Consider the following 13,569-nt stretch of genomic DNA (forward strand, 5'->3'; position numbering starts at 1 on the left):
GGGCTTGAGTGACGGCAACCATGGAGGAGTAATACTGGAATGGCAGCTGTTGAGGCAAACCTGACGGGTGTGGACGAACTCACGCCGCTCCGGAAGCAACTGCCGTTCCTGATCTTCTTCATCGTGGCGGTCGCTATGAGCCTGTCCATACCGACACTCACTGTGAGCGACGGGGAAGCCCTGGCTGCAGGAATGGCGATCACCGCAGGAGCGACCGGGTTCGCGGCGGTGGCGGCTAGGCCGAACCTGTCGCGGTATGCCGGAATCGTCCCCGCCCTGGATTTCCTGGCGGCTGGCGCCCTCCGCCACGGCACGGGTGAGAGCCACTCAATCTACGCGTCGATCGTCCTTCTGCCGCTCCTGTGGTTCGCGGCCAGGGAGGGGCGACGCAACGTAGGCTATGCCGCGATCGGCGCGTCGGTGGCCATCCTGGTCCCGTTCGCACTCGGATCAAGCATCAGCCAAAACCCCAACGAGCTCTTCCGCGGGCTCTTCAGCACCCTGATCTTCGTCCTGGGCGCGCTTGTCGTCAACGAGCTGGCACACCGGGCGCGCCAGCGTCTCCACAGCGCGCGGGAGCAGGCGGCAGCGGCGACAGCGGAGCTCTCCCGGGCCGCCCAGATCCAGCGCTTCCTGTTGCCCAAGAACGCAGCTCCCCTGTCCGGCTACCAGACGGCAGGGGCCTGCATCCCTTCAAAGGCGGTGGGCGGGGATTTCTTCGACTGGTACGTCATCGAGGACGGGCTGGGATTCACGCTCGGGGATGTGATGGGCAAAGGCGCCGGAGCCGGGATGATCGCTGCGACCACCCGGGCCGTCATCCGCAGCGCCAGAAACAGTGCCGATCCGGTGACGGCCCTGACGCTCACGCAGGATTGCCTGGCCACCGACCTGAGCCAGGCGGGCTCGTTCGCTACCCTCTTCCACGCCCGGCTGCGGGCCTCCGACGGCCGCATCCTGTTCTCAGACGCAGGCCACGGCCTGACCTTGGTCATCCGGTCGAACGGGACTTGGGAACGACTCTCCTCCGGAAACCTCCCCGTGGGCCTGCTCCCGGACTCCCGCTGGGACTCATTGGAAACCCGGCTGCACCCGGGAGACATGATTGTCAGTTTCAGTGACGGCGTCCTGGACTTGTTTGACGGGACGCTGGCCGCCGTCGACGAGATCGGAAAAATCGCCGTCACCGCGTCGTCCGCGAAGGACTTGGTGGACTCAGTGCGCTGGCTGGCACAGGGCTCGTCCAACCCCGACGACGTGACCGTCCTCGCCGTCGGACGGGACCGCGAACCTCTCCCCAGCCCCTCCGAAGGGATCCTTGCGTGACCGCATCGCCACACCGCTCCGAGCCCGACGGCGGCGGCAGCGCGCCGCTGCAGCCGACCGGGAAGCCCGCGAAGCTCTTTTGGGTGCGGCTCCTCGTGGTCCTGACCCTCCTCGCGGGGGTCAACTACATCGCGTGGCGCTGGATCGCCTCACTGAACTGGGATGCCTGGTGGATTGCCGTTCCCCTGGTCGCCGCGGAAACTTACAGCCTCGTGGACGTGCTGCTTTTCGGACTGACCGTTTGGCGGCTCAAGACCCGGCCAGCAGCACCGCCGGCCCCCGCCGACGCCACCGTCGACGTCTTCATCACCACCTACAACGAGCCCCTCGATCTCGTGATGACGACGGCCCTGGCCGCCCAGCGCATCCGGCACCCGCACAGCACCTGGATCCTGGACGACGGGGACCGGGCCGAACTGCGGGAACTGGCCGCCGCCAACGGGCTCGGGTATGTGACGCGCGGGGCGGACTGGGACGGGATGCCGCGGCACGCCAAAGCCGGGAACCTGAACAACGCGCTCATGGTGACCGAGGGTGAATTCCTGCTCATCCTGGACGCGGACCAGATCCCCGAACCCGACATCCTGGACAAGACGCTGGGCTACTTCAACAACCGGAAAACCGCGCTGGTCCAGACACCCCAGTACTTCAGCAACGTCCCTGCGGACGACCCCCTGGGCAGCCAGGCACCCTTGTTCTACGGCCCGATCCAGCAGGGTAAAGACGGCTGGAACGCCGCCTTCTTCTGCGGCTCCAACGCCATCCTCCGCCGCGAGGCCCTCATGCAGCTGGGGCTGGTGGGCTACGTCAAGGAAACTGAAAAGAGTATCCGGCGCGCTCTCAGCGCTTCGCAGGCCGCAATCCGCAAGGCGCGCAAAGCGGCCAGCGGTGAACCCGCGCTGATGCAGCAAACCCTCGACGAGGTCGAAGCCGCAACCCGGGAAGCCCGCCGTCGGCTCGACGCCGGAGAATCACTGAGCGAGATCACCTACCGTGCCCGGCGCCGAGTGGAACAGGCGGTCCAGACCCTGGTGCTGGCCGACGTTTCCGCCCTCCAGTCGGACCTCGCGGAGATCGCCGCCATGTCGCCGGTGGCGGTGGGTGACGCCGGCGTCCCCGTGGTCACCGACGACGCCGTGCAGCGCATGGCGGCACGCGACTGGTCGCCGCTCGGGGCGATCGAATCGGTCCAGGCCGTGCTGGACGCCCTGTCGGTGGAACGGACCGACGAGGCGCAGCCGGTCATGCCGCTGGCCACCATCTCGGTAACCGAGGATATGGCGACCTCGATGCGGATGCACGGCCTGGGCTGGCAGAGCGTTTACCACCACGAGGTCCTTGCCTACGGACTGGCCCCCGAAGACATCGGCACCATGCTGACCCAGCGGCTGCGGTGGGCGCAGGGCACCATCCAGGTCTTCCTGCGCGAGAATCCCCTCGTGCAGCGGGGACTGAAGCTGGGCCAGCGACTGATGTACTTCGCGACGATGTGGACCTACCTCAGCGGCTTCGCCGCCGTCGTGTACTTTGCAGCGCCGATCATCTACCTGCTCTTCGGTATCCTGCCGGTCTCCAGCCTCAGCACCGACTTCTTCGCGCGGTTCATCCCGTTCATGGTGGTGAACCAGCTCCTGTTTGCCGTTGCCGGCAAGGGCATCCCCACCTGGCGCGGGCAGCAGTACAGCCTCGCGCTTTTCCCGACCTGGATCAAGGCGTGTACGACGGCGGCCGCGAACGTCTGGTTCGGGCGTCCCCTCGGCTTTGCCGTCACGCCCAAAGACCGCCAGTCCGGCGGCCCAAGGTGGAGCCTGATCCGGCCGCAGATTGTCGTCTCCGTTTTCCTCATCGCGGCCAGCATCGTCGGGATTGGGCGACTTGTCGCCGGAATGTCCGAACCGATCGGGACCTTCGTCAACGTATTCTGGGTGGTGTTTGACCTGATCATCATGAGCGTCCTGATTCGGGCGGTCCTTTACCAGGGCAACCCCGCCGCGGTGCACCCCGACGGGACCGACAGCGTAAACGAAACCTCCATTGAAAGGGCCGTCCGTGGACCTCAGCTATAAAGTAAACGACAGCTACGCCGAGATCTCAGCCGCGGGCCGGCTGAACATGGTCTCGGCACCGAAACTGCGGGAAATGGTGGCCGAAGTTGTGGCCGCGGGTTCCGCCCGGATCGTGCTCAACCTGGAAGAGACGGCCTTCATGGACTCGTCGGGGCTAGGGGCGCTCATCGGCTGCCTCAAGGCCGCCCGGCAAGCCGGCGGCGACCTGCGGATCGCGGCGGTTCAGCCGCAGGTGCAGATGGTCCTGGGACTGACGAGCATGGACAAGGTCCTGACCTCCTACCCCTCCGCAGCCGAAGCCTTCGGCAATGACTGACGTCCTCGCGCGGCGAACGCTCCGCCAGACCGCGGAACCGGCTGCCATCGACGCCGTGCACGAGGAACTGGACGGATTGTGGGATGACGCTTCCTTTGTCCCCGAGCTGGACCGGATGACTTTTGCCACCGCCGTCATCGAAGCTGCCAGCAACGTTGTGCAGCACGCCGTCCCCGAAACAGCGACGCCGGTGGAACTCGGGGTGGACATCAGCGCTACCTCCGTCCGGCTGGAAGCCCTCGTCAGCGCCTTCGGTGCCGCCTGCCCAGACCCGCTGGACGGTGACGCCCCCATGCCCGACGGCGAGGCCGAGTCCGGGCGTGGCCTGGCCCTCATCCGGGCGCTCGTCACCACCGTGACGTTCAAGCGCCAGGACGGAACCAACACCTGGACCCTGTCGAAGTCCCCGTTGCACGACTGACATGCACGACTAAGGGAAATCCTTGGTCAATCCTCGGCTTCTCCTGCCTGATTTGGCGCCGTGGCCGGGGGTGCGCTGGGGGACACTGGATGCTGCGGCCTGCACCCGGCAAGCCGAATAGTGTCCGCAGGCCCACATTGCAGGGGCCGGCCAAGGAGTGCCATGAAGCCGCTGAAAAGCCTGGCTGCCGTCCTCGTCCTCTTGGTGATGAGCCTGTCAGTGGGGCTTACGCCGGCACAGGCTGCGTCCGCCTCGATCAGCCTTAGCCCAGCCAAGGGGCCGGCCGGAACCACCGTCACCGTCACCGGTACCGGTTTCCCTAAAAAGGGTTCGGGGACACTTAGCGCCGGCACCAGTTCAGCCCCCTTCAGGGTGAGCGCCTCAGGGTATTTCACGGCCGACGTCGTCATTCCGCAAACAGCGGATCCGCTCGTTACGGTCAGGGCCGACTCCGGAACGGTGACCGCCTCCGCGGTCTACACCGTCACCGCCACTGCGCCGGCGGCTCAGCCCGCGCCGGCCATCAGCACCGCACCGCTACGCTTTGGCGTCGGCACCCCCGGCGGCCCGCTGGCAACCGCCGAACTGGACGAGGTGGGATCCCTCACCGGGGAAGCGCCGTCGGTCATTCTGTCCTACAAAGACTTCAACCAGGCGCCACCCATAGCTGAGCTCGACGCGGCGCGTGGCCGCGGGGCCCTGACCCTGCTGACCTGGGAGCCGTGGACCTGGGGCGGCGGTATCGACCAACCGGCCTATGCCCTCGACCGCATCACCGCCGGAGATTTCGACCCTTACCTTCGGCAGTGGGGGACGGCTCTGGCAGCCTGGGGACACCCGGTGATGCTGCGTTTCGGCCATGAGATGAACGGAAACTGGTATCCGTGGGCCGAAGGGGTCAACGGCAACGGAGCGGGTGATTACGCCGCAGCTTGGCAGCACGTTCACGGTGTTGTTGCCGCCACCGGCGCCGCGAATATCACCTGGGTTTGGAACCCCAACGTCCCCTACTTCGGCTCGACGCCGCTGGACGGCCTGTACCCCGGTGCGGCGTACGTGGATGCGGTGGCGCTGGACGGGTACAACTGGGGCACGTCGACGGCCGGGAGCAGCTGGACCGCGCCGTCGCAGCTCTTCAGCCCCGGCCTGTCCGAACTTCGCCGGCTGGCACCCGGAAAACAGGTCCTCATTGGGGAAACGTCCTCCGCAGAACAGAGCGGGTCTAAGGCGGACTGGAACGGGGCCCTAATCAGCTACCTGGCCGCCCAGCCCGACGTCACGGCGGTGGTCTGGTTCAACTTCAACAAGGAAACAGACTGGCGGATCAACAGCAGCACCAGCTCAGCCGCTGCGCTGGCCACCGCCCTCGCAGCCCGGCCGCAATAACCGGAAGGCACCCGGACGGCAGCCTTCCGCGAAGACTCTCCCCGTAGGCTGGCAGCAGGGAACAACCTGGGGTCGAGGAGAGAAGTGCATGAGAGCAACATTCAGTGGGGCAGCCGGCCAGGCGTTCGCTGCGGTTTTCAAGGCCATCAAGGCCTTCCGGCCGGACCGGCCGATACACCCGTCGGGGGTCGCCCTCGTGGGCACCGTCGAGAAGTGGCCCGGGAGCGCCGCCCCCCGCGGGATTTCCTGGATCGACTCCGCCGGCACTGATGCCGTGAGCGCCCGCTTCTCCCGCTCCGTCGGCACGCCTTCGCGCTGGCCGGACATCCTTGGGCTGGCGCTGCGGATCAACACCGAAGACGGCCCGGCGGACGTGCTGCTGGCCTCAACCCCGCTGTCCTGGCCGGGGCGCCTGCTGCTCACCGCTCACCGCGACGCCGACAACAGGACGTTCAGCTCCCTGATGCCCTACAAAGGCTCGCGCGGGCCGGTGCTGCTGGCAGTGCGCTCCGAACCGACCGGCCACCGGCTTCCCGCCGCACTCGACGGCTTCCGCGAAGCGCTCGGAACCGGAGCGTGGACCCTGGGAGTCTATTCGGCCCGTCCCACCGGACCCTGGACCCGCTTCGGTACGCTCACCTTGTCCCTGGCACCGGATACCAAGGACACCGCTGCCCGCTTTGACCCGCTCAACAACGTCCTTCCTGGGGCCCGAACCTACCCCTGGGCCAGCCGTTTGCGCCGGCCCTCTTATGCGGCTGCCCGCAGACCTGTTCAGTGAGGTGTCCGGGTCTTGACCGCCGGCTCGGCAGTCGGGCTAGTCTGAGGCACCGGCGGAACGGACCGGCCGGTGGGCACCGACAGCCACGGGAATGAGGACCTGCGATGAAACTGACACTGGCCTGGACGGCGGCCGCAACGGCGGCTACGGCAGCGGCGGGCGGAGCGGCAACGGATCCGAACAGCCACTGGTACAAGGCACTGCGCAAACCGGACTGGCAGCCGCCCGCCATTGCTTTCCCGGTCGTGTGGACGGCCCTGTACGCGGATCTGGCCGTGACCTCCGCCGTCGCACTCGACTCCGCGGCCAGGCCAAACTCGACGACGACCCCGGCCAGAAACGAGGCGTCCCGCGCCACTGGCTACCGGGACGGGCAGCGCAGGCTCCGCGCCTACCGCGGCGCCCTGGCCGCGAACCTCGTACTCAACGCTTCCTGGAGCTGGTTTTTCTGGCGCTCCCGCCGGCCCTGGCTGGCAGCTGCGGAAGCAGCGGTGTTAGCGGCGAGCAGCGCGGACCTGGTGCGCCGAACCTATCAGCTCAACCGTCCCGCCGGCTTGTCGCTTGCGCCGTACGCTCTGTGGTGCGGATTTGCCACTGTCTTGTCGGCCTCGATCGCCCGTTTGAACCCACGGCCTCGCCGCACGCTGCGCCTGCCGTGACGCAGAACCGGCGGTAAAATAGGGGCATGACAGCGCAGGAGCTGGCGGCCCTGGCCCAGTTGCGCCGGGCTCGGGACCTGATCGACCGTGAGTACGCCCGCCCGCTTGACGTGCCGGCCATGGCCGCCGGCGCGCTCATGTCCCCGGCCCACTTTTCCCGCCAGTTCAAGGCCGCCTACGGCGAGACGCCGTACAACTACCTCATGACCCGCCGAATCGAGCGGGCCACGGCGTTGCTGCGGGCCGGATGGAGCGTGACCGACGCGTGCATGGAAGTGGGCTGCACCTCGCTGGGGTCCTTTAGTTCCCGCTTCGCCGAAGTCGTCGGGATGCCTCCGAGCGCTTACCGGGACTGCGAGCATGCCGCGGTGAAGGCCATGCCGTCCTGTGTGGCCCGGCAGCAGACCCGGCCACCGCGAAAACCGAGCAGGATTGAAGAAGCAGCACGGCAGCCGCAGGCCTAGCGTTGGTTTCATGAACATCTCACTGCAGTATTCACACATCACCGTCAATGACCTCGACGAGTCGCTTGCCTTTTATCGCGACGTGCTCGGACTGGAGGTACGCAACGACGTCGGCTCCGACGGGCACCGCTGGGTGACCCTCGGCAGTGCGGCGCAGCCGGACCTGGAGCTCGTGCTGTCGAATCCGCATGCCGGCCGCTCCCAACACGACGGCGACGCCCTCCAGCAACTGCTGACCAAGGGTGTCCTGCCCGTGATTGTCTTCCGCACCGACGATCTCGATGCCACGTTCGAAACTGTCCGCGCTGCCGGTGCGGAGGTCCTCCAGGAACCGATCAAGCAGCCGTGGGGCCCGCGCGACTGCGCATTCCGCGACCCGTCCGGCAATATGGTCCGCTTCAACCAGGCCTGACCACAGCAACCCGCCGCCCGCCCGCCGGCAGGGGGTTCAACCCCCTGCCGGGTTCAACCGGCCGCACGCCCCGCCGACAGCCGGTTCAAACCCCGGCAGGGGCGTCCGGCTCCTCATCGGGAATGAAGATCGCCTCGATGGGCTGCCCGAACAGCCGGGCGATCCGGAAAGCCAAGGGCAGCGCGGGGTCATACCGGCCTGTTTCCAGAGCATTCACCGTCTGCCGGGACACGCCCAGCCGGTCGGCAAGTGCGCCCTGGGTCCAGCCCCGCCCCTCCCGGAGCGTCTTCAGATGGTTGTTCATCGTCTGCCCGCAACGGCTCCGGTGAGGATCCACCCGAGCATTCCCGCCGCGTAGATGAGCCATCCGGTGCCGGTGAGCTGCAGGCCGGCGATTTCCAAAAAGGCCATGGTCACGGAGGCGATCATGGCCACCGCGAAGCCGCCGGCCAGTGCCTGCAGCATCAGGAGCCGCTGGTAGTCATCGCTTCGCCGCGCGTGCCGGAGAACCGCCCGCACGATCCAGAGGGTAGGGATAACGGGCAAAACAGCCCAGAGGAACCGCCACGGACTGCCGCCGTCCAGATCGCCCCAGAGCAAGACTCCGGTGAGCACCACGGCGTAGGCCATCATGGCCGGCCAGAACTCAAGTTGGTAGGCGCGGGACCGGGCGCGGTCTCCCTCGCTGCGGTCCGATGTGTCAAGTTTGTTTGTCATGGCATCAGTGTGGGCAACGGCGTGCGTGGTGTCAAGGGTACTTGTCACCTTTGTGGAAGCCCGGGTGGGGCCCGCTGCCTCCGGCTCAATCCTGCCGAAAAATTGCTTCGGAAATTCGCGGCCAGCGGCTTCCCCTGGGGCTACTGGCCGGTATTCTTTGAAATGCCTGCGCCAGGGGGACGGCCGGGCCTTTCGAGATATCTACCACCACCTCTACCAACACCGTCGCTGGGGCACCTGTTGGGGTTCAGTGCCGGCTGCAAGGCGTTCCGCTGGGGGCCGCCTCGCCGAATGCACGCGCACAGTCAACCTTGCGTTCATTCACCCCTGTTTTGCTGTGCCGGGACCTGCTTGACCAGGAGCAGACCGGCCAGTCCGCGGGCCACCCCCGGACACACTCCACCCCGCCCTTACCCGGGCACCCTAATGAGAGTTAGAGCGGATGAAAATCACACCATGGAAAACAGCGCTGGGCACAGCACTGTCCGCGGGGCTCATCGCAGCCCCGCTGACGGCGTTGCCCGCCGCCGCGCTGGAGGTCTCACCGGCGGCCGCCGGGACGTCGCCGGTCATCATCAATGAGGTGTACCTCAGCGGCGGCAGCGCCGGAGCGGCGTACAAGAACAAGTTCGTCGAGCTGTACAACACCTCGGACGCCCCGGTCACGCTGGACGGCTGGTCCATCCAGTACCGCTCCGCCACGGGCACCGCGGCCCCGAGCACCACAGCACCCCTCAGCGGCAGCATCGCCGCCAAGGGCTACTACCTGTTCAAGGCCGGCAGCAACGGCACCGCCGGGCAGGAACTGCCCGCTGCCGACGCCACCGCCACCGGGTTCAACCCGGCAGGTGCGGGCGGCACCATCATCCTGGCCAAGCAGCCGACGGCGCTGAACCCGCTGGCCGCCGGCTCCGTGGTCGAGCCCGCCAATGTTGCCGATCTGCTCGGCTACGGCACCTCCAACACGTTTGAAACCCAGGCGGCAACGGCGCCCTCGGGCAACACCGACGTCAAGAGCATGAACCGCAGCGGCGGCGCTGACAGCAACAACAACGCCGCCGACTTCACGCTGAACGCCGCCATCACGCCCAAGGCGGACAACGCTTCCGCTGCCCCCGTCGATCCGCCCGCTGACCCCGGCACTCCCCCGGTGGTCAAGACCATCGCCGAGATCCAGGGCAACGGACCGGCCAGCCCGCTGGCCGGCTCCGCGGTCACCACCCGCGGCAAGGTCACGGCGGCCTTCCCGACCGGCGGCTTCGCCGGCTTCTACCTTCAGACTCCCGGAACCGGCGGCGACCTGACGCCGGCCAACCATACGGCGTCGGACGCGATCTTCGTCTACGCACCGGCCGCCGTCGGGTCCGTGCAGATCGGCGACTACCTCGAAGTGACCGGCGACGTTGCCGAGTACTACGGCATGACGCAGCTCAACGTCACCGGCAGCACCGCGGTCACGAAGCTGGCCGAGGCGGCCCCGGAGGTCAAAGCCACCGGCTTCGCCCTCCCCGCCGATGAGGCCTTCCGCGAATCCCTCGAGGCCATGCTGCTGACGCCGCAGGGTCCGGTCACCGTCGCGGACAACTTCTCGCTCAACCAGTACGGCGAAATCGGCCTGGCCGGCGGCACCACGCCGCTGGAGCAGCCCACCGCCGTCGCCGCCTACGGGTCCGCCGAGTACACCGCCACCGTCGCTGCCAACGCCGCGCGCGGCATCAAGCTCGACGACGGCGCCAGCACCAACTTCCTAAAAGATGCCGCCACCAAGGCCCAGACGCTTCCCTACCTGACCACCGCGGACCCCGTCCGGGTCGGTTCGCCGGTGACGTTCAAGACCAACGTGGTGCTCAGCTACGCCAACAGCTCCTGGAAGTTCCAGCCGCTGACCCAGCTCACCGCGGCCAACGCTGACACGGTCCAGCCGGCCAGTTTCGGCGCCACCCGCGCGGAGGCGCCGGCGGCGGTGGGAGGCAACCTCAAGCTCGCCTCATTCAACGTGCTGAACTACTTCCCCACTACCGGCGACCAGATCGCCGGCTGCAAGTTCTACACCGACCGGGCGGGCAACCCGATCACCGTCAGCGGCGGCTGCGACGTCCGCGGCGCGGCCAACGCCGAGAACTTCAAGCGCCAGCAGGACAAGATCGTTGCCGCGATCTCCAAGTCCGGCGCCGACGTCGTCACGCTGATGGAGGTCGAGAACTCGGCGCAGTTCGGCAAGAACCGCGACGACGCCCTGGCCAAGCTGGTGGACGCCCTGAACATCGCCACCCCCGGCATCTGGGATTACGTCCGGACGCCCGCGAACGCTCCCCCGCTGAGCGACGAGGACATGATCCGCACCGCCTTCATCTTCAAGAAGGCCGCGGCGGAACCGCTGGGCGAATCCATCATTCACAACGACACCGTGGCCTTCGCGAGCGCCCGCAAGCCGCTGGCCCAGGTGTTCAAGCCCGTCGGCGCCTCCGATGACAAGAAGTTCATCGCAATCGCCAACCACTTCAAGTCCAAGGGCTCGGCGGCGACGCCGGAGGACACCGACAAGGGCCAGGGCAACTCGAACCTCGCCCGCACCGCCCAGGCACAGTCCCTGCTGGCCTTCTCCGACGAGCTGCAGAAATCCAAAGGCACCACCAAGGTGTTCCTGATCGGTGACTTCAACTCCTACGGCAAAGAGGACCCGATCAACGTCCTCACCGCGGCCGGGTACGTCAACCAAGACGACAAGGCCAAGAACGCCGACGGCAGCGCGAAGCACTCCTACCTCTTTGGCGGCCTGGTGGGCTCGCTGGACCACATCCTCGCCTCACCGGCGGCCAACGCCGTCGTCACCGGCGCGGACATCTGGAACATCAACTCGGTGGAGTCCGTGGCGCTGGAATACAGCCGCTACAACAACAACGTCACCGACTACTACGTCCCGAACCAGTTCCGCGCCAGCGACCACGACCCGGTGGTCGTGGGCCTGGACCTGCCCGCCACCCCGGCTGTTCCGGCAACCGTTGACCTGAACTTCCTCGGGATCAACGACTTCCACGGCCGGATCGATTCCAACACCGTGCAGTTCGCCGGAACCATTGAAAAGCTCCGGGCGGCCGCGGCCCCCGGCGCCACCGCGTTCCTCTCCGCCGGTGACAACATCGGCGCCTCGCTGTTCGCCTCCGCCGTGGCCAAGGACCAGCCGACGATCGATGTGCTCAACGCCCTCGAACTGCGCACCTCCGCCGTCGGCAACCACGAGTTCGACGGCGGCTGGGCCGACCTGCGCGACCGGGTCATCGCTGGCGGCTCCAACGCGAAGTTCCCGTATCTGGGCGCCAACGTCTACAAGAAGGGCACCACCGAACCGGCACTGCCGGAATACACCGTGCTGGACATGAACGGCATCAAGGTCGCCGTGATCGGCACCGTCACCCAGGAGGTCCCGTCGCTGGTGACCCCGGCCGGCATCGCGGACCTGGAATTCGGTGATCCCGTCGACGCCATCAACCGTGTCGCCGCAAAGATCAAGGCGGACAAGCTCGCCGACGTGATCATCGTGGAGAACCACGACGGCGCCGGATCGGGTGCTCCCGAAGGCGCCACCCTGGAGCAGGAAGTCGCCGCCGGCGGCCCCTTCGCCAAGATGGTCCAGGAAGTCACCCCGGAAGTCGCCGCGATCTTCAACGGCCACACCCACAAGCAGTACGCGTGGGACGCACCCGTCCCCGGCGTTGAGGGTAAGACCCGTCCCATCGTGCAGACCGGAAATTACGGCGAGTTCATCGGACAGATCCAGCTGACCATCGATACCAAGACCATGTCCGTCACCGGCTACAAGGCGGCCAACGTCAAGCGCAGCACCGACCCGGCCGCTGACCTGGTCGCTTCCTACCCGCGCGTGGCCGCGGTCAAGGCCATCGTGGACAAGGCGGTCGCCGACGCAGCCGTGATCGGCAGCCAGCCGGTCGGCAAGGTCACCGCCGATATCACCACGGCCTTCGCCGGCTCCCCGGCAGTACGTGATGACCGCGCGAGTGAGTCCACCCTGGGCAATCTCGTCGCGGATTCCCTGGTGGACGCGCTGAAGGCACCGGAGCTCGGCGCCGCCGAGATCGGCGTCGTCAACCCCGGCGGCCTGCGCAACGAGCTGTACTTCGCGCCGGACGGCACCATCACCTACGCCGAGGCCAACGCGGTCCTGCCGTTCGTGAACAACCTCTGGACCACGTCGCTGACCGGCGAGCAGTTCAAGACGCTCCTGGAACAGCAGTGGCAGACCAACCCGGACGGCACGGTTCCCAGCCGCGCCTACCAGCAGCTGGGCCTGTCCAAGAACGTCAACTACACCTACGACGCCGCCCGTGCCGCCGGTGACCGGATCACCTCGATCCGGGTTAACGGCGCACTGATCGACCCGGCGAAGTCCTACCGGATCGGAACGTTCAGCTTCCTGGCAACGGGCGGTGACAACTTCCGTATCTTCAAGTCCGGTACCGGCACCAAGGACACCGGGCTGGTAGACCGCGACGCGTGGATCAAATACCTGCAGACGCACAACCCGGTCTCGCCGGACTTTGCGCGCCGCTCCGTGGCCGTGGTCAACACGACGGCTGCCGAGGTGAAGAGCGGCGAGCCCATCACCGTGGCTGTCTCCAGGCTGGACCTCACCTCGCTGGGCAGCCCGGTCAACACCTCGCTGCGGGTCGAGTTCACCGACGCCGCCGGCAAGCTGACCGGCCTCGGCAGCGTTCCGGTGGCCGCCGGCGCTGCCACGGTGAGCGTTCCGGTGCCTGCCGGCGCCGCCGCCGGCACGGGTACCCTGGTGCTCACCGCCGTCGAGTCGGGCACCGTGATCAGGACGGATGTGCTGGTCGCCGCCAGCGCCCCCGTGCCGCCGGCCTGCACCCCGCCCGTGAAGCCGAAGCGGCCCGCGGACATTGTGGGCCAGGCGAACTACGGCACCGCGATGGCCGCCTACCGCAAGTGCCTGAAAGGCTAGCTCTGTAGCCTGCCGGGAGTGAGCATGCTCCTCCCCGGGC

The 13,569-nt window shown here is 67.3% G+C and carries 12 protein-coding genes; 10 read left to right on the forward strand and 2 right to left on the reverse strand.

The genetic code is table 11. The annotated features are described in order from the left end of the window. Nucleotides 1-39 precede the first annotated feature (39 nt). From QFZ61_RS01235 to QFZ61_RS01275, 9 genes are all read left to right on the forward strand, one after another. Complete coding sequence (locus tag QFZ61_RS01235) at nucleotides 40-1,326, forward strand: PP2C family protein-serine/threonine phosphatase (RefSeq protein ID WP_307032578.1); 1,287 nt, start codon at nucleotides 40-42, stop codon at nucleotides 1,324-1,326. A 47-nt stretch (nucleotides 1,327-1,373) separates the two neighbouring features. Further along, entirely contained in the window at nucleotides 1,374-3,392 is a 2,019-nt protein-coding gene (locus QFZ61_RS01240) for a glycosyltransferase family 2 protein (RefSeq protein ID WP_307037943.1), read from the forward strand. Beyond that, the gene (locus QFZ61_RS01245) at nucleotides 3,376-3,708 is read left to right on the forward strand and encodes an STAS domain-containing protein (protein ID WP_307032580.1); all 333 of its coding nucleotides are present in this window, start codon (nucleotides 3,376-3,378) and stop codon (nucleotides 3,706-3,708) included. Before QFZ61_RS01240 ends, QFZ61_RS01245 begins: the two co-directional genes overlap by 17 nt. Further along, nucleotides 3,701-4,129, forward strand: coding sequence for an ATP-binding protein (locus QFZ61_RS01250; RefSeq protein ID WP_307032582.1), 429 nt, complete (start codon nucleotides 3,701-3,703; stop codon nucleotides 4,127-4,129). The genes QFZ61_RS01245 and QFZ61_RS01250 overlap by 8 nt, the downstream gene beginning before the upstream one ends. A gap of 162 nt (nucleotides 4,130-4,291) precedes the next feature. After that, complete coding sequence (locus QFZ61_RS01255; protein WP_307032584.1) at nucleotides 4,292-5,515, forward strand: glycoside hydrolase family 26 protein; 1,224 nt, start codon at nucleotides 4,292-4,294, stop codon at nucleotides 5,513-5,515. An 88-nt stretch (nucleotides 5,516-5,603) separates the two neighbouring features. Next, entirely contained in the window at nucleotides 5,604-6,296 is a 693-nt protein-coding gene (locus QFZ61_RS01260; protein ID WP_307032585.1) for a hypothetical protein, read from the forward strand. Nucleotides 6,297-6,400: 104 nt separating this feature from the next. After that, the gene (locus QFZ61_RS01265; protein ID WP_307032586.1) at nucleotides 6,401-6,955 is read left to right on the forward strand and encodes a TspO/MBR family protein; all 555 of its coding nucleotides are present in this window, start codon (nucleotides 6,401-6,403) and stop codon (nucleotides 6,953-6,955) included. A gap of 26 nt (nucleotides 6,956-6,981) precedes the next feature. Then, a complete protein-coding gene (locus QFZ61_RS01270; protein ID WP_307032588.1) occupies nucleotides 6,982-7,419 on the forward strand; it encodes a helix-turn-helix transcriptional regulator in 438 nt (145 codons plus the stop codon). Nucleotides 7,420-7,429: 10 nt separating this feature from the next. Next, nucleotides 7,430-7,831, forward strand: coding sequence for a VOC family protein (locus QFZ61_RS01275; protein ID WP_307032590.1), 402 nt, complete (start codon nucleotides 7,430-7,432; stop codon nucleotides 7,829-7,831). An 85-nt stretch (nucleotides 7,832-7,916) separates the two neighbouring features. On the opposite strand, the gene QFZ61_RS01280 is transcribed toward QFZ61_RS01275, so the two are convergent. Then, nucleotides 7,917-8,135, reverse strand: coding sequence for a helix-turn-helix transcriptional regulator (locus QFZ61_RS01280; RefSeq protein ID WP_307032592.1), 219 nt, complete (start codon nucleotides 8,133-8,135; stop codon nucleotides 7,917-7,919). Continuing rightward, nucleotides 8,132-8,548 (reverse strand): hypothetical protein, encoded by a 417-nt coding sequence (locus QFZ61_RS01285; RefSeq protein ID WP_307032593.1) that lies wholly within the window; start codon nucleotides 8,546-8,548, stop codon nucleotides 8,132-8,134. The genes QFZ61_RS01280 and QFZ61_RS01285 overlap by 4 nt, the downstream gene beginning before the upstream one ends. A 442-nt stretch (nucleotides 8,549-8,990) precedes the next feature. Here QFZ61_RS01285 and QFZ61_RS01290 point away from each other — a divergent pair, with 442 nt between their 5' ends. Beyond that, on the forward strand, nucleotides 8,991-13,529 hold the full coding sequence (locus QFZ61_RS01290; RefSeq protein ID WP_307032594.1) for an ExeM/NucH family extracellular endonuclease: 4,539 nt from the start codon (nucleotides 8,991-8,993) through the stop codon (nucleotides 13,527-13,529). Nucleotides 13,530-13,569 lie beyond the last annotated feature (40 nt).

Origin of the sequence: Arthrobacter sp. B3I4 (assembly GCF_030816855.1) — a bacterium.
In the GTDB taxonomy this organism is placed as follows: domain Bacteria; phylum Actinomycetota; class Actinomycetes; order Actinomycetales; family Micrococcaceae; genus Arthrobacter.